A 15953-nucleotide genomic window follows, 5' to 3' on the forward strand; every position below is an offset into this window, starting at 1 on the left:
CCGTGAGCACACCGGCCGGGTCCCGGCGGGCGGACGACAACGGCGTCGTCCAACTGCCACACACCACAGTTGAACGACGCCGGAGACACCGCGAGTCGGTCTCGCTCGCCGTACGAGACGGCGCCGGGTCAGTCCTCGGTCCAGCCGTGACTCTCGGCGGCCTTCAGCAGCTCATGGCGGATCTCAAGGATCTGCTCTCCCGTCAGCCGCGGCCCGGCCTTCAGCAGGAGCTCGGTCACCTCCCGGGTGTACTCCTCCACTCCGAGCACATCACACAGCGAATCCTCTCCGCCGGACGCCGACAGCGTCGTCGCCGCCGCCGTGGACGGAGTCGGCAGCGGCGCCCGGACCGGCTGCGGAGCCGGAGCGCCGGACCGCTCGGCGAGCCGTACGGAAGACGCCTTCAGACCCCGGCCGCCCTCCTCCGTCTCGAACTCGACCTCCAGACCGGAGCGCACATAGGACTCCGGAATCAGCAGATCGTTCACATGCAAAAAAACATCCTCGCCACCCGTTTCGGGAGCGATAAACCCATAACCCCGCGTCGCGTCAAAACGAACCACACGCCCAGCAACCATGCCAACCAACCCCAAACAAGACCGGGCCCCTTGCCCGACAACCATGGTCAGATCGTAGCGGTGCCGGCCCGGCTCCGCGAGGTGCGGACCGGAACCACCGCCCGAGGTCTTCGGCGCCTGCGGGAGACGCTCAGCCCTCGGCACACCTGACATGGGGAGCGACGGCGCGCGGCTTCTCGCACCTCTCCTCGATCTCCTCGCCCGAGGGCCACGCGCACCGGTCCGTGTCCGCCGGAACTCCGGTCGGCTCAGAGGCCGAAGGCGCCGCCCTCGACAAGGATCAGCAGACCGATCGCGACGAGGACCAGCGGAAGCAGGATGTGTCCCCAGCGGCTGAGGGCCTTGGCAATGACCGGTCGGGTGGCGAAGAACCGTCCCGCGAAGCACCACACGCCAACCAGGATGAGGAAGACGATGGCGTAGGGGCTCATCCCGCCGATGCCGGCGGTGGCGAACACCGGGACGTAGACGCCGATGCTGTCGCCACCGTTGGCGAAAGAGAGGCCGCTCGGCCGTCAGTGATTCATCACACGGTGGGACGCTCGCCGTGCGGATGGCTTTCGTGGTCGTTCGGATGGTCGAAGCCGACTGGGCGCCGACTCAGTTCTCCGGCTCGTGTGGTGACCTCATCGGCGAGCACGGTGCCGCCGTCGGTCAGTACGTCCTCCAGCGCACCCAGCCAGTGCGGATAGTAGTTCCAGCGCCGGCCCTCGGTGGGCAGGGCCTCCCAGTCGGCGATCCGGGCGGTCAGTGCCGCCTGGAACCGCGGCCAGGTGAACGCGCCCGCCTCGTAGAGGGTGACGGCCATACCGAAGGCACGGCTCTCCCACGGCTCCGCGAACACCAGCTCGCCGTTGGAGCGCGGCGGCGCCGCCGGCCCTTCCACATCCAGCGGCGCCGCCGGCCCCGCCACATCCAGCGGGGCGGTCACAGCGCCCTGGCCTTCGCCACGCCGACCATCGCGTCCCGGGTCACCAGTCGCACAAGTTGCTCCTCGGTCAAGTCCTCGGTGCCCGGAGGCCGTTCGGGCAGCACGAACCAACGCACTTCGCTGCTTGAGTCATGGACGGTGATCTGTACGTCGTCGTCGAGTTCGAGGCCCATCTCGGCCAGGACCTCGCGTGGTTCCTTGACCACCCGTGAGCGGTAGGCCGGGTCCTTGTACCAGCTCGGCGGCAGGCCGAGCACGGGCCACGGGTAGCACGAGCACAGCGAGCACACCACCACGTTGTGGGTGGTGGCGGTGTTCTCGACAACAACGATGTGTTCTCCCTGCCTCCCGCCGAAGCCGAGTTCCCTGATGGCGGCGGTGCCCTCGGCGAGCAGCCGCTGCCGGTACTCCGGATCGGTCCACGCTCTGGCGACCACTTTGGCTCCATTGAGCGGGCCCACATTGGTCTCGTAGGTGGTGATGATCCTGTCCAGGGCATCCGGGTCGATCAGGCCCCGCTCCGTGAGCAGTTGTTCCAGGGCCTCGGTGCGGACCGCCGCGGGAATACGGTCGCCGGATTCGGGAGTGCTCATGTGGTCTTCTCCAGATAACTCTCGTACAGCTCGACGGTCAGTTCGAAGAGTTCCGCCTCCGCTCCCCACAGCTCGTGCGAGTCGAACCGCACGGAGTAGACGTGCTGCGGGTTCTCACCTTGGAAAAGCGCGTGTGTGTCAGGCAGGAGCGCGGCCGGCTGGATGAGCGCGACGACGCCGGTGTGTCCACGCACATAGCGCGGCAGTCTGGTGTGACCCGGCGGCGACATGTCCCTGGCACGCACCCGCTCGCCCGGCGCGAAGGCCGGCGCGGCGTCCACGGTACGCAGCGAACCCTCGGCGGTCGGCGCGTAGTCGGGCTTGGCGGGCTCGGGAATCGGCGGTTCGTCGACCCGCTCGCCACGCAGGTTGCGAGCGCGGGCCTCGATCGCGCCGGACGCCAGGATGCCGCTCTGCGTCAGCATCAGCTCGGACGCGTTGAGCCAACGGCCGAAGTAGCCGTCCGCCAGATAGCCGGTCCGGCTGAGGCGCTCCTGCGCGTACCGGAAGGCGTCCACATTCTGTCCGGCCACACGGATGGAGAGCTGCGCCAACGCGAACGCCCGGCCTTGCCAGGGCTCCGCGAAGACCGGCTCGTCGCCGCGCGGCGGATGAGTGGGGCCCCAGCCCTCGGTGCCACCCATGTCGGCGATCCCGTCCATCGCACCAGCTCTCCGAGGTCTGCGGCGTGCGGCTGCTTCAGCGCTCACACCCTTGTCGCTTCGGAGCCGGCGGCGTGGGAGGCGCGCCAATCCGTCCTCCGTCTCGCACATCAGAGGCGCGGCCGCTCGTGCTCGAAGGTGGCCGTGCGCGGAGTCGGCTGTGGTCGAGGCGGGTTCGACCCGGGTCAGCGGCAGCGGCGGTGCGGCGGCCGTTCAGGTGGTGCGGCTCGCGCAGGGGCTCGCCGCCTGGTCCGGAGTGCCGGACCAGGCGGCGGAGGTGGAGTCCGGTACCGGTCAGGACCTCCAGTCGATCTTGAAGACCCAGGTGTGCCGTCCTGCCCTGCGGGCCGCCGCCGGTACGTCCACGACCAGCGCGCCGTTGGTCGTACGCCAGGTCAGCGGCCGGTGGTGGCCGAGCATGGTGATGCGGTCGCCGGGCCTGACAGGCACCGGGGCTCCGACCGTGAGGGTACTGCCGGGCTCGGCCAGGGAGTGGATGTAGAACGCCTCGTTCGGCTTGACAGTGAAGCGCAGGTCCTCACCGAGCTGCGGCATCCGCGCCCAGTACGTACTGCCGTAGATCGCCTCGCCGTTGACCTTGAGCCACTCTCCCGTCTCGCGGAGCCTGCGTTCCATGATCTCCGGGATGGTGCCGTCGGCACGCGGTCCGATGTCGAGCAGGAAGTTGCCGTTCTTGGAGACGATGTCGACCAGGGAGTGGATGACCTCCTCCGTCGTCATATAACGGTCGTCGGGTGTGGCGCGGTTGTAGCCGTACGAGCGTGGGTCCAGGCCCCTGCTGGCCTCCCACTTCGCGGTGACGACGGTGTCGTACGTGGTGTACTCGGGCGTGGTGAAGTCGTGCGGCGCGATGCCGGACCGGTCGTTGACGGTCACGTCGATCGGCCGGGCGCTGTTCTTCGCGTGGTTGAAGTACTCGGCGAGCACACGGTGGCTGTCGTTGTCACCGCCGATGTCACACCAGATGACCTCGGGGTCGTAGTTCTCGATCAGCTCCAGCATCTGCGGGGCCTGGAGATCCTTGATGTAGTCCTTGCCGGCCGCATAGCCGGTGTACGGGAGCGGTTCGAGGGTGTACGGATTGCGCGGCGCGTGTCCCTGCCAGGGGTTGTCCGGGTTGAACCACTCCGGCATCGAGAAGTACAGGCCGCGGTGCAGTTCCGGCGCGTAGCGGCGTGACGCCTCGAAGAGCTCCTTGACGATGTCCCTCTTCGGGCCCATCTTCACGGAGTTGCGGTCGGACACCTTGGTGTCCCACAACGCGAAGCCCTCATGGTGTTTGGACGTCAGGACGTGGTATTGCGCACCCGCGTCACGGAAGAGCTCCACCCAGGCACGCGGATCGAAACGTTCGGCGCGGAACAACGGGATGAAGTCGTCGTAGGCGAACGACTCACCGTAGGTGTCGCGGTGGTAGGCGTAGGCGGGATTGGTGGGGTCCTGCATCTGGGCCCAGTACCACTCGGCGTACTGCACGCCGACCGGCGCCCAGGCGGGCACGGAGTAGACGCCCCAGTGGATGAAGATTCCGAACTTGGCGTCCTGGAACCAGTAGGGCGCCTGATGGGTGTGCAGAGAGGCGTCCGTCGGCTGGTAGTCGGGCACGCCGAGGGTCAGGTCGAGAGCGGTGCCGGCGGCCCGTCGGCCATGACTGGTGGCGGTGATCCGGCCGCCGCGGCTGGTGCCGGGTGCCGTGCCCGGCGAGGGCCGGATGCCGATGGTGACGCGGGCCTGGTCGCCCGGGGAGAGTCTGGTGATCCTTCCCGGCGCGACCGTACGGGCACCGGGGACGTCCACCGAGAGCGTGAGCGCGTCGGAGGCGAGGATGCCGACGGTGCCCGCGTTGACGACGGTGGCCTCGACGCTCTGCGCGCCGTTGTCGAGCAGAGATGTCGTCGAGTGCGCGCCGCGCAGCGACAGCGCCCGGCCCTCGGCCACCGGCTGCAGGGACAACGCGAAGATGTGCAGGGACGAACTGCCCTCGGTGGCGGCGTGGGTGACAGGCAGTGTGACGGCCACGGCCTCCTTGGCCGGGTCCATGGCGAGCTCGGACGTACCGATGACCACCTGGTGCTGGTCCTTGGAGCCGTTCGGATCGTAGCGGTACGGCGCGGTCAGTGCTCCGCTGCCGGAGTACCAGTCGGATCCGCCGAGTCCGGCGCTTGTGGTGGTGCCGTCGGCGTAGTGGACGGTGGCCGTGCCCGATGTGGCGCCGTAGCTGCAGGAGGTGAGGAACAGGGCCGAGAGATAGCGGCCCGGAGGCAGGTCGACGCGCTGTCCCAGCGCGACGATGTTGTTCTTGGCACCGGTCGCCGAGGCGGGAAAGAGATAGGTGATGCCGTCGATCTCCCATTCCCCGGCGGGGAGTTCCTCGCCCGGGAAGGTGTAGCCGGAGCCGTCGAAGTCGCCGCCACGGGCACCGGCGGTGTCGATGCCGTCATTGTCGAACCAGCTCTCCAGGGACACGGGGACGGCCGCGGGAGCCGTGCCCCAGTGGCCGCCGTGCTCCGCCTGTCCCTGGACTGGCACCGAGTCCGCGGTGAGCGGGCTCGCTTCGGCTGTGGCCGGGACGATCAGAGCGGCGCCGATTGCCGCTCCTGCCGTCATTCCGAGTACCTGACGCCTAGGAAGTTCGGTCATGAGATCCGATGATTGGAGCGAAGTGATGGGCTGTCAATGCCTCCTGCACGACAGAAGTCGACTGCTATCTCTCATCCATCGGATGAATGGACGCGCGGTGGGAGGGGACGGTGAAGCTGTGAAACAGCGGACGCGGGCCGGGCCGAGCGGAACTCCGTGGTCGGGACGGCGTCTGACACCGGGCAGGTCCCCGGCGGAGTGGTGCCCCTGCGGGCCGTGCTCACTCCAGCCCGGCTGTGACGAAACAACAAGACGAAACAACGAAATGCCCGCCGGCTCGGCGCCGACGGGCATTCGGGAAGGACTCACAGCTTTGACCGGGGCCGAGACGGGTCTGCGAAGCAGATGTCTCAGGCCCTCGGAATCACAGGTGCGCGCCGGCCTGCTTGGGGTTCTCGCCGTGCGCGTTCGCGTTCGGCTGCCCCGCGCTCGCGAGGAAGACGAGCAGGATGATGCTGCCGACGAGCGGTATCAGGCTGATGAGGATCCACCAGCCGCTCTTGCCGGTGTCGTGCAGCCTGCGTACGGTCACGGCGAGGGCCGGGATCAGTACGGCGAGCGTGTAAATCACGCTGAGAATGGAGTTCAGCCCGATCACGGAGTCAATAATCGCCACCACAATGGCGACGACCAGGTTGATCAGATAGAACATCCAGAATTCCTGGCGCCGCGCGCGTCCGCTGAATCCCGCGTAGTTCTTGAGTACGTCCACATACCAATGCACTGCGTTCCCCCCCAAGGGCCCACGATGTTGACCTGTCCTTATGGATCAGGCCAGATGGCTGAAGATATGCGGCTTGAACTGGGCAGGTCAAATCGGGTCCGGTATACCGCGCCCCGGATCCCGGCCGCCCGGACACCGGCCGTCGAGCCCTCGGGCGGGATCGTCACCGCCTTGAGCCGCACATCCGTCGCCCGGGCCGCACCGTGAGCGGCCATCCACTCGGCGTCACTATGATCAGCAGCCGACAGCGATACGGGGAGGGTCATGCGCAAGCAGTGGTACGTGCGGGCTGCGGGGACGGGACTGGGGGCGGCACTGCTCGCCGGATGCGGTGGCGAGCCGGCGAACACCGCCGTGCCGCTCGATCAGGCACAGGTCCGGTCAGTGCTGCCGGACGCGAAGGCCATGCCCGGCTGGAAGACCGCCGAGAAGCTCTCGTCCGGCGCTCTGGACACCGAGTTCAAGCGGAGCGGCATCTGTCCCAACGAAGGCAACAAGGGATGTGAAGGTTCCCGCTTCACTGGTGCCGTCACCTTCGAGCGTGCCGACAGCGATGCTCTCGCCGGTCTCTGGATGGTCGCCTACGAAGACGAACAGGCCGCCGAGGCCGCGTACGACGTGCTCTGGAAGGACACGGAGCGGAAGGCCGGCAAGGAGAAGGCCGATCTCGGCCCGGCGGGCGAGGAGCGCGACGCGCTGCGCGGCACCATCGGCGCGCAGGGCACGCAAGGGATCACCGGGCAGATACGCGTGGGCACGACGATCCTTCGGCTCGACGCCTCCGCCCGCCACGAGGACCAACTCGACAAGGGCTTCGTCAAGGACATCGCCGCGCTGTTCGCACGCCGCGCCCAGCAGGCCCAGAACGGCGACACGCCCTCGGCCGCACTCGACGACGTCCAGGACTGACGCTCCAGGCCCGCACCACGGCCGCGTGACGAGCCCTCGGGAGCCTGCCGAGGGCTCGTCACTTCTCGGGCCGCGAGGATGTTTACCTGTAGTTCATTCGGTATTCGCCGCTGCGGGGCGTGCGTGGCTCACAAAGGAGAGGAGAGAAAAGCCGCGGACAGCGGCACCGACAGAAAGAGCACCCATGCCCGACTTCCTGACCCCGGTCCTCACCAAGGTGGCGCTTGTCGCGATCGAGTCGATCGTCTCCCTCCTGCTCACCCGGCTCTGGACCGATTACGCCCGCTCGCGGCGCGCCGCCACCGCCCCGGCATTCGCCTGAGGGATGAAGCCGGGCGCGGCGGTCCGCCCGGCGAGTCGCGAAGGACGGACGCCTCGGTGCCCGTCGTACACGCACATCAACGCGTCCGGTCCCTCACGCCCTCGCTTCCGTCACGCCTTGGCGGCGGACGCCTTCTTCGCGGTTTCCTTCGCGCCGCCTCTCGTACCGCCCTTGGCACCACCGTGCCCGCGCCCGTTCGTGGTGGACGCCGCCGCGGCGGACGACGCGGCGCTTTCGCGCTCACCCGCCTCACGCCGTCCGCTGCGGGCCACCACGGTCGCGGCTCCTATGGCCACCGCGACCGGCCAGTCGATGGCCCCGAGGACCGCGAGCGCACCCAGGCCGCCATAGAAGGCGAGCCGCTTGGGCGAGGGCATGGAGGGCGTCGGCGCCTTCAGTTTCGCGCCCGTCGCACGGGCGTTGGCGGTGATGTCGTCGGCCGTGAGGTACGGGATGGGCAGCTCCGCGTGCAAGGTGTGCATCCGCAGGCCCCCTCCGGACCAGACCTCGGACGCGTGCTCCGCCCCGTCGCTCTCCCGTCCGCCCCCGCGCCGTGACCTGGTGGCGTCTGTCATATCGATCGCCTCCTTGAGCTTTTGTCCCTTTTATACTAACTTTTGAGCCACATACGTGCTGTACGGCCGCCTGCCAACGGTCGTCGATGAAGCGTGCGCTGCGCCGACCGCCTCTCCCCTTGGCATCCGGGCAAGTCGGCCGAAGGTGACGGTGAGCTGTGGGAATCCCCGGACTCGGTACGCTGCGAGCGGTTACGCGACCGGCCGTGAGCGCACTGGAAGCGCTGGTGGAGTCCCTCCCGTCCCGGGGACACACGCGTGTGTCGACGTTCGAAGGCGGACGAGCGCATCTCTCCGTGCGCGGGCTGCGGGGCCATACCGGCCCGAAGGTCGCCGAAGCCCTGGAGCGGCGACTCGCCGAAGTGCCTTCGGTCCGATGGGCCGTGGTGAACGCCGTCCTCCAGAGCGTGGTCGTCGCCGTGGAGGGTCCGGCGGACGACGAGGAGATCTTATGCCGACTGGTCGATGTCGTCGAAGCGGTCGAAGAGGCGTATGACACGGCCCACGGGCCGCTGCCGCCGCACCCGGCCTCCGCCGGCCCGGCCGGCCGTGCCGTCTGGGCCCTGGCGGCGCAGGCGGCGGCGCTGCCGCTGGCGGCTGTCGGACTTCTGACCCGCAGGGCTCCGCTGCCGATCGAGCTGGCCTCGATCGTCACCATCGTCGATACGCAGCCGCGTCTGCGGCGCCTCGTCGGGCGGGTGGTGGGCGACCGGAATACCGGGCTCGTACTGGCCACATTGAACGCCGCCGCCCAGAGCAGCGCCGGCGGATTTCTCGGCCTCGCCGTCGACGCCGTACGGCACGCCATGAGCGCGGCGGAGCTCAAGGCCCACCGCACGGCCTGGACCAGCGCGGAGCCGGATGTCGCCGGCGCTCCCGAGCTGGTCCGCGCGGAGTCGCGAGAGCGGATGCCGCGCCCGGTGCCCCTGCGTCCAGGACCGGTTGAGCGGTACGCGGACACAGCGGGTGTGATCGCCGGACTGACCTTCGCCGGGGCGCTGGCGGTGACGCGGCGGACGGGCAGCGCGGCCAGTGCCGCGCTCGCGGCCATTCCGAAGGCCCCCGGACTGGCTCGGGAGGGCTTCGCCTGCACGCTCGGCGGCGCGCTGGCCCACAGTGGCACGCTGGTCCGCGATCCGGAGGCGCTGCGCAGGCTCGACCGCGTACGGACCGTCGTCCTCGACAGCGCCGCACTGACCACCGGCGCGTATTCCCTCGCCGATCTCATCCCGCTCAACGAGGCGTCGGCCGGGGATCTCGCCGCCACGGCTCACCGGCTCTTCGATCCGCGCCGCCCAGAACGTCTCAGCCGGGGCCGTGGCAAAAGCGCGCGGGAGCCGTCCGGACGGGAGGACGAAGGCGGGCCCGGACGGCAGGATGGCACGGAGTCCCGCGAGGATGTCCACGCCGCGTCCGGACGGGCATATGACGCGGAGTGGATTCTCGGTCCGCTGGACCGGCTGTCCCTGCGTGGACGGACCGGAGCCCGGGCGCGGACGCGACTTGAGCGCGCGGGCAGCGCGTATGTGCTCGGCCTGGCACGCGGCGACCGGCTGATGGCCGTGGTCGGTGCCGTACCGGAGGTCCACGAGGCCGCCGAGAGACTGGTGGCCGCCGCACGAGGCGCCGGACTGCGGGTGCTGGCGGCGAACGACGGCGCGTCGGCCGTCGCTCTCGGCGCCGACGCGACCGTACCCGGCGGCAAGAGGCTGGCCGCGTCCGTACGCGAACGGCAGGCCGACGGCACCGGAGTGCTGGTGGTGTCCCGGGACCGCGCGGCCCTGGCCGCCGCGGACATCGGCATCGGCGTCGCCGGCGGCGAGGGCCGGCCCGCGTGGGGCGCCCATCTGCACGCCGCGGATCCCGGCGACGCCGTGATCGTGGTCGAGGCGTGCGCCGTCGCCCGTCAGGTCGCCCGTCGCGGGGTGTGGCTGGCCAAGGGCGCCTCGGGCCTCGGCAGCACGATGACCCTGGCCGGGCGGACGGGACAGCCGGGGGTGCTCAGTCTGGCGGCCGTCAACTGGTCGGCCGCGCTGGGCATGGCGTACGGCGCGTGGTCCGCGGCCGAACTCCTGCGCCGCCCGCCGGTCCACGGAGCGTCCCGCCAGCCCTGGCACTCGATGCTCCCGGAGACCGTACTGGCCAGAATGGCCAGCGACCGGAACGGTCTGACGCGACGTCAGGTGAATGAGCGTGCCGGGCAGTCCGGTGCCCAGACGGTCCGGATTCCCTCACTGCCGCGCGCCGTCATGACCGAACTGGCCAATCCGCTCACGCCCGTTCTGGTGGGCGGCGCGGCCCTGTCCGCGGCGGTCGGCGGCGTTCTCGACGCGGCCATCGTCCTCGCGGTCACCGGCCTGTCCGGCCTCATCGGCGGCACCCAGCGCCATATGACCGACCGGGCGGTGCGCCGGCTGCACCAGCGGTCCGCCGTCATGGCCCGGGTGGTGCGGGACGGCGAGGAGTGCGGCGTGCCCGCCGAGGAACTCGTCGCGGGCGATGTCGTCGCCCTCGGCTCCGGTGATGTGGTGCCCGCCGACTGCCGGCTGCTGGAGGGACACGGGCTGGAGGCCGACGAGTCGGCGCTGACCGGCGAGTCCATGCCGGTCGGCAAGACGGTCCGCCCCGTGCTCGCGGCGGATGTGGCGGACCGTACGTCGATGCTGTACGAGGGTACGACGGTGGCCGCCGGACGTGCCCGGGCCGTCGTCGTGGCGACCGGCGGGGACACCGAAGCCGGACGCGGCGCCAGCGCGGGCCGGGGCGCCCGGCCCGCGGTGGGTGTCGAGCACCGGCTCGCGCGGATCACCAAAACCACTCTGCCGCTGGCGCTGGGCTCGGCGGGCGCGGTGATGGCCGCCGGGCTGCTGCGCGGCCGGCCCGTGCGCGAGACCGTGGGCGCCGGGGTCGGGCTGGCCGTGGCGAGCGTGCCGGAAGGGCTGCCGTTCCTGGTCTCCGCCGCTCAACTCGCCGCGGCGCGGCGGCTGTCCACTCTCGGCGTGCTGGTTCGCGATCCGCGCACCATCGAGGCGGCGGGCCGCGCGGACGTGCTGTGCTTCGACAAGACCGGCACCCTCACGCACGGACGTATCGAGCTCGCGCGGGTCGTGGCGTACGGCGACGAGGCGGGCCGTCCGCCCGAGCACCCCGATCGCCGTCAACAGGCCGTGCTGGCAGCCGCCTTGCGCGCCACGCCGCGCCCGCGCGACAACCGCAAGCTGGAGCACTTCACCGATCGCGCCGTGATGTCGGGCGCCGAGCGGGCCGGTGTCGTCCGTACCGACGGAGCAGCCGGCTGGCGACGTACCGGAAGCCTGCCGTTCGAGTCCAGACGTGGCTTCCACGCCACGCGGGGCCGTAGTGGCGGCCTGCGGCTGCTGTCGGTCAAGGGCGCGCCGGAGCGGGTCGTCGAACTCTGCGCCATGGACCGCGAGGCGAAGGCCGCGCTCCTCAACGACAGCGAGAAGCTGGCCGCCGAGGGCCATCGCGTCCTGGCCGTCGCGGAGTCGCGCGGTGTAGGCGAGGGTCCGCTCACCGACGACTCGGTGAGCGGGCTGGACTTCCTCGGATTCCTCCTCCTCAGCGACAAGATCCGCAGTGGCGCGGCGCGCTCGGTGCGGCAACTCGCCGAGGCCGGTGTGCATATCGTGATGATCACCGGGGACCATCCGCAGACCGCCGAGTCGATCGCCCGTGAACTCGACGTCGTCGACGGCCGGCGGGTCGTCACCGGCGCGGATCTGGACGCGCTGGACGACGACGCGCTGGACGAACTGCTGCCGCACGTGGGCGTCGTGGCCCGGGGCACACCTACGCACAAGGTGCGGGTCGTCAAGGCGTTCCAGCGGCTCGGCCGTACGGTCGCGATGACCGGCGACGGCGCCAATGACGCGCCCGCGATCCGGCTCGCCGACGTCGGCATCGCTCTCGGCACCCGCGCGACCCCGGCCGCCCGCGCCGCGGCCGATCTGGTGGTCACGGATGACCGGCTGGAGACCATCCTGGCCGCGCTGGTCGAGGGCCGCGCGATGTGGGCCTCCGTACGCCAGGCGCTGGCCATCCTTCTCGGCGGCAACCTGGGCGAGATCGCTTTCACCGTCCTCGGCGCCACCGTCAGCGGCTCCTCACCGCTGACAGCTCGTCAGCTCCTGCTGGTCAACCTCTTCACGGATCTCGCTCCCGCCATCGCCGTGGCCCTGCGTCCGCCCCGGAAGGACGCGAAGGAACGGCTCCTGCGTGAGGGCCCCGAGTCGTCGCTCGGTACCGCCCTGACCGACGAGATCACCGTACGGGCCATGGCCACCGCGCTGGGAGCCGCCGCCGCGTGGACGACGGCGCGTGCCACGGGACGTCCCGTGCGTGCCCGGACGGTCGCGCTGGCCGCTCTGGTCGCGACCCAGCTCGGCCAGACCCTGCTGGTCGGCTGGCGCAGCCCCGCCGTCCTGGCCGCCGTCGCCGGTTCCATGGGGGCGCTGGCCGCGGTGATCCAGACTCCTGGAGTCAGCCACTTCTTCGGCAGCACACCGCTCGGTCCGGTCGGCTGGACGATCGCGCTCGCCGCGGCGACAGCGGCCACGGTGGCGTCCGTCTTCCTTCCTCCGGTGGCCCGCCGCGCCCGCACATCACTGGACACGCTCTGGACGGGCCCGTTCGGGTCCGTGCCGGCCGCGCTGTGGGAAGCCGCTCACCGGGCAGGCGTGATCGCCCTGTGGCGGCGGTTGACCGAAGGGCCCGACATCGCCGGTCCGAGCGCACCCGGCGGTACGGAGAACGCCTCCGGCGGCCCGGCGTCGGCCGTGTCGCACGAGACCAGCACGAGTGACAGGACTTCTCCGCTCCACAAGGCCGCCATGAGTCCGGCACGGGTCTGAGCCTCCGCGCCGAAGCGGGGCTTCACGTCTCCGGCTTCCTCTCGGGCGGAGGATGATCCACGTTTTCCTGTCGCGCCGCGTGGGACAGGCTCCGCGCGATAGCCGCCACTCGGTCTGCCGAGCGCGCTCCAGATCCCTGTCCAGATCCCTGAAACGCACCGATCCGGGCGCCCGGTTCGGAGGCGAGGAGAACAGCGGACCCGGGCGGGAACTGAGCGCGGAAGGCCGGCCTCCCGCCGGCGACTTCAGCCGATCCGCGTGTGAGCGACGCTCCAAGGCCCCGTGGAATCCGCCGCGTCCGGGCTCCGCCTGGTCAGGGAGGCTCCCCGGCGAGACCGTTGAAACGGTCAGGAGGCAGACGACCCGCCATGTCTGGCTCCCGCGAAGATCGCGACCATGCCGGTGACCTCATCGGTGACGTCCCGGTGCCATACGTAGCGGCCCTGGCGCCGGCGGCCCGCGACGATGCCGTGGAGAGCGGTCCACAGATGCTCGGCTCTCTCCAGGGCATCCGCTCTGTCGTCGACCGAACCGGTGGACGCCGATGACAGCGCCGTCGCGGACCAGCTCGCGGTCGGCGTCACGGCCCTCGTCGATCTGACGAAGGCCTTTTACGCCGACCTGCGGGACGCGGAGGCGGGTCTCCTCATCAACGTGGCCAGCATGACGGGCTACGCGCCCATGCCGGAATGGCCGTCTACGCGGCGGCGAAGGCATTCGTGATCTCCTTCACCGAAGCCCTGTGGGTCGAGGCGCGCGGCAGCCGGCTGCGAGTCCTGTGCCTCTCACCGGGAGCAACCAGCAGCGAGTTCTACGATGTCTCGGGCACCGCCACCGAAGGCATCCGTTTCCAGACCCCTCGTCAGGTCGTCGACACGGCCTTCCACGCACTGGACACCAGCCGGCGCCCCACCGTCGTGTCGGGCCGTGTCAACGCCCTCCTCGCCGGGCTCACACGCACGCTGCCCAAGAGGCTCGTCCTCGCCCTCGCGGCACGCCAGGCACCCCGGCCCGCCACTGTCGCCGCGCGCCCCTGAGGGCTGTCCCGGCAGGGAACGCCGGATCGGCGAACCGTCCGGACCTGGCCCGCGTCCTCCCTCGCGACCGCCACCACGCGCACAGGAGAACAGTCCATGACCGACAAGGCCGTTGAGCGGGAGACGCGCGTCAGCTGTGCCGCTGTCGGCTACCGATCCGGTTCCCGCGCTCGCGTTCGGGACGGCGTACGGCGGCCCAGACCCCTCAGTGAGGACGCGTGTCCACACGCTCCGCCGACAGCAGCCACCGCGCCTGCTTCACCAGCTCGTCGAGCGATGCCTCGTTCTTCTGCTTCGCCGCCCGGAACAGCGGCTCCACCGGCGGCTTCCGCGCGTCGTCGGCAAGGGCATCGGTGTCCAGGTCCTCCAGGCCCGGCACGTTCCAGAGAGCCTGCCGGGCGGCCGAGTGGAAGATTCCGATGTCTTCCTCCAACCGCTCCCGGTAGGCCGACTTCAACTGGTCGAGCATGTCGCTCGCCCTGTCGGCGTCCATCCCCACCGTACGGTCCAGACGCGCCTGAGCACGGCGCGCCGGACCACGCTCCACCAACAGATCGAACGCCTCCTGAGTCGCCTCGCGAAGAGCCTTGCTGGACCGTACGACGTCTTTCGGAGCGACGAGCGACAACTCGGTTTCCTGGCGGAGCATCTGTTTGACCAGCGGCCCGACCGCGGCGACGTCGTCCTCCGACGCACCGCCGGACGCGGGCTCGAACGCAGCGAAGATCGCGGTATCCGCCTGCCGGGCCGTCTCCACCAGCCGCGCCAGCAGCACCCGCCGGTCCGTGTGCAGGGCAGCCAGCCGCTGCGCCTCCGCCGTGATCCGCGCGGCATCCATCGCCGCCGACGCCTGCGCCCTGCCGGCGCGCGACTGGAGCCACGCACCGATCCAGTTACCGGCGATGCCCCCGAGGATGCCGAAAAAGGCCACCATCACGGTGAACGCCTTCTCGTTGCTCCCGATCAGTTCTATGAGATCCACGGGCCCCATCCTGCCGAGCCGGCCCTCGGTTGGGCACTGTCCGGCGGATCATGTGACCTTCTGACGGTTGCTCCGCGTCGGGGCCGTACCGCTGCTTCACTCGGGAAGGAGCGGATACGGCCTCGACGAGAACGCGCGGCACCGATCCACGATCAGACACCCGCTCGGTGGCGGGGGTTGTGGTGTGTCAGTCCGCGGTCGTGAGGAAGGCCGTCAAGCCTCCCAGGAGCATGGTGGTGCCCTGCTCGGCGAGGTCGCGCTCGACGGCGGTGTCGCAGGTCTGGGCCACCACGATGCGAGTCCGGTCAGCACCCCGCTCGGCAAGTTCGACGGTCATGACCGCCGGCTCGTTCTTCCCGGGTACGTCCATGCCGATCACCAGACGCCGGTTCTCATCGACCTCGGAGTAGGAGCCGGTCAACGGGAACCGCCCGCCGTCCGGAGTGACCATCGTCGCCTTCCACGTCCCACCCGGCCGCACGTCCATCTCGACGGACCCGGGGGCGGCATGGGCCCACCGCGCGTAGGACTCCGCAGTGGTCCAGGCGCTCCACACGGCCGCCACAGGTGTCTCCAACGTCCGCTCCAACGTGTAGGAGAAACCCTCGGCAGTCCTCTGTTCCGTGGTCATCTCGCGCTCCCTGTCTCGCTCTTGTCGGGTTGTCGCACGGTAGACGAGGGCCGGCCCCAAAAGTCATCGGTCTCCCACGGCTTTTCCTGAGCAGGCAACACCTCATCACCGGCCAACGACGGCGACGAACCACCATTTCGTGAGCCAGTCGATGTCTCCGGTAGCGTCCGCCTGCGCCCGGGCCGCCCGGAGCATCCGTTCGAAGGTGCCGTCCAGGGTCTTTCGTTTGGATCTGGCTGGGTCAGGGAGCGGGGTCTGGTGCCGTGGATCGCAAGACGGAGGAGGGAGCCGACGCGGAGCGTCGGCGAGCGACGACAACGCCGCGGGGCGCGGTGCCGGGGCACGCGAGCCCGGCAAGATCCAAACGAGAGGCCCTGGCTAGCTTGATCTTTAACCTCGGGGTCCGAACGGCTCGTCGTACTTGATCACTCGGACTGGTAACTGCGGTACATGCGGGCGGCCTTCGGCTGAGCATGT

General features: G+C 70.2%; 14 protein-coding genes and 1 pseudogene. 4 read left to right on the forward strand and 11 right to left on the reverse strand.

Annotated elements, in window-relative coordinates; all coding sequences use genetic code 11:
* Positions 1–128: 128 nt before the first annotated feature.
* From PV679_RS30175 to PV679_RS30205, 7 genes and pseudogenes are all read right to left on the reverse strand, one after another.
* Positions 129–578 carry a cold shock domain-containing protein gene (locus PV679_RS30175; RefSeq protein WP_319683783.1) on the reverse strand — a complete coding sequence of 150 codons (450 nt, stop codon included), beginning with the start codon at positions 576–578 and terminating at the stop codon, positions 129–131.
* A gap of 248 nt (positions 579–826) precedes the next feature.
* Positions 827–1069, reverse strand: a pseudogene (locus tag PV679_RS30180) (cadmium resistance transporter); the annotation flags it as partial.
* A gap of 35 nt (positions 1070–1104) precedes the next feature.
* Positions 1105–1509 (reverse strand): nitrile hydratase accessory protein, encoded by a 405-nt coding sequence (locus PV679_RS30185; RefSeq protein ID WP_319683768.1) that lies wholly within the window; start codon positions 1507–1509, stop codon positions 1105–1107.
* Positions 1506–2102, reverse strand: coding sequence for a nitrile hydratase subunit alpha (gene nthA / locus PV679_RS30190; protein ID WP_319683770.1), 597 nt, complete (start codon positions 2100–2102; stop codon positions 1506–1508). The genes PV679_RS30185 and nthA overlap by 4 nt, the downstream gene beginning before the upstream one ends.
* Positions 2099–2764 (reverse strand): nitrile hydratase subunit beta, encoded by a 666-nt coding sequence (nthB, locus tag PV679_RS30195; protein WP_319683772.1) that lies wholly within the window; start codon positions 2762–2764, stop codon positions 2099–2101. The genes nthA and nthB overlap by 4 nt, the downstream gene beginning before the upstream one ends.
* Positions 2765–3058: 294 nt before the next feature.
* Positions 3059–5425, reverse strand: coding sequence for an alpha-L-fucosidase (locus tag PV679_RS30200; protein WP_319683773.1), 2367 nt, complete (start codon positions 5423–5425; stop codon positions 3059–3061).
* Between the two features lie 364 nt (positions 5426–5789).
* Positions 5790–6149 carry a DUF805 domain-containing protein gene (locus PV679_RS30205; RefSeq protein ID WP_319683784.1) on the reverse strand — a complete coding sequence of 120 codons (360 nt, stop codon included), beginning with the start codon at positions 6147–6149 and terminating at the stop codon, positions 5790–5792.
* A 264-nt stretch (positions 6150–6413) separates the two neighbouring features.
* Between PV679_RS30205 and PV679_RS30210 the strand changes: the two genes are divergently transcribed.
* The gene (locus PV679_RS30210) at positions 6414–7058 is read left to right on the forward strand and encodes a hypothetical protein (RefSeq protein WP_319683774.1); all 645 of its coding nucleotides are present in this window, start codon (positions 6414–6416) and stop codon (positions 7056–7058) included.
* Positions 7059–7242: 184 nt separating this feature from the next.
* Positions 7243–7380: a hypothetical protein gene (locus PV679_RS30215; RefSeq protein ID WP_319683775.1), complete on the forward strand. Its 138-nt coding sequence runs from the start codon at positions 7243–7245 to the stop codon at positions 7378–7380.
* Positions 7381–7490: 110 nt separating this feature from the next.
* Here the strand turns inward: PV679_RS30215 and PV679_RS30220 are convergent, their stop codons facing one another.
* Positions 7491–7955, reverse strand: coding sequence for a hypothetical protein (locus PV679_RS30220; protein WP_319683776.1), 465 nt, complete (start codon positions 7953–7955; stop codon positions 7491–7493).
* 206 nt (positions 7956–8161) lie between these two features.
* Here PV679_RS30220 and PV679_RS30225 point away from each other — a divergent pair, with 206 nt between their 5' ends.
* A complete protein-coding gene (locus PV679_RS30225; RefSeq protein ID WP_319683778.1) occupies positions 8162–12826 on the forward strand; it encodes a cation-translocating P-type ATPase in 4665 nt (1554 codons plus the stop codon).
* Between the two features lie 347 nt (positions 12827–13173).
* Here the strand turns inward: PV679_RS30225 and PV679_RS30230 are convergent, their stop codons facing one another.
* A complete protein-coding gene (locus tag PV679_RS30230) occupies positions 13174–13410 on the reverse strand; it encodes a hypothetical protein (RefSeq protein WP_319683779.1) in 237 nt (78 codons plus the stop codon).
* A 105-nt stretch (positions 13411–13515) separates the two neighbouring features.
* On the opposite strand from PV679_RS30230, the gene PV679_RS30235 reads away from it, so the two are divergent.
* A complete protein-coding gene (locus PV679_RS30235; protein WP_319683780.1) occupies positions 13516–13863 on the forward strand; it encodes an SDR family NAD(P)-dependent oxidoreductase in 348 nt (115 codons plus the stop codon).
* Positions 13864–14068: 205 nt separating this feature from the next.
* Here the strand turns inward: PV679_RS30235 and PV679_RS30240 are convergent, their stop codons facing one another.
* Both PV679_RS30240 and PV679_RS30245 read right to left on the reverse strand, forming a co-directional pair.
* Positions 14069–14845, reverse strand: a complete 777-nt coding sequence (locus tag PV679_RS30240) for a hypothetical protein (RefSeq protein WP_319683781.1) — start codon at positions 14843–14845, stop codon at positions 14069–14071.
* Positions 14846–15032: 187 nt separating this feature from the next.
* Positions 15033–15476 (reverse strand): SRPBCC domain-containing protein, encoded by a 444-nt coding sequence (locus PV679_RS30245; RefSeq protein ID WP_319683782.1) that lies wholly within the window; start codon positions 15474–15476, stop codon positions 15033–15035.
* Positions 15477–15953 lie beyond the last annotated feature (477 nt).

Source organism: Streptomyces sp. AK02-01A (genome assembly GCF_033795305.1).
In the GTDB taxonomy this organism is placed as follows: Bacteria; Actinomycetota; Actinomycetes; order Streptomycetales; family Streptomycetaceae; genus Streptomyces.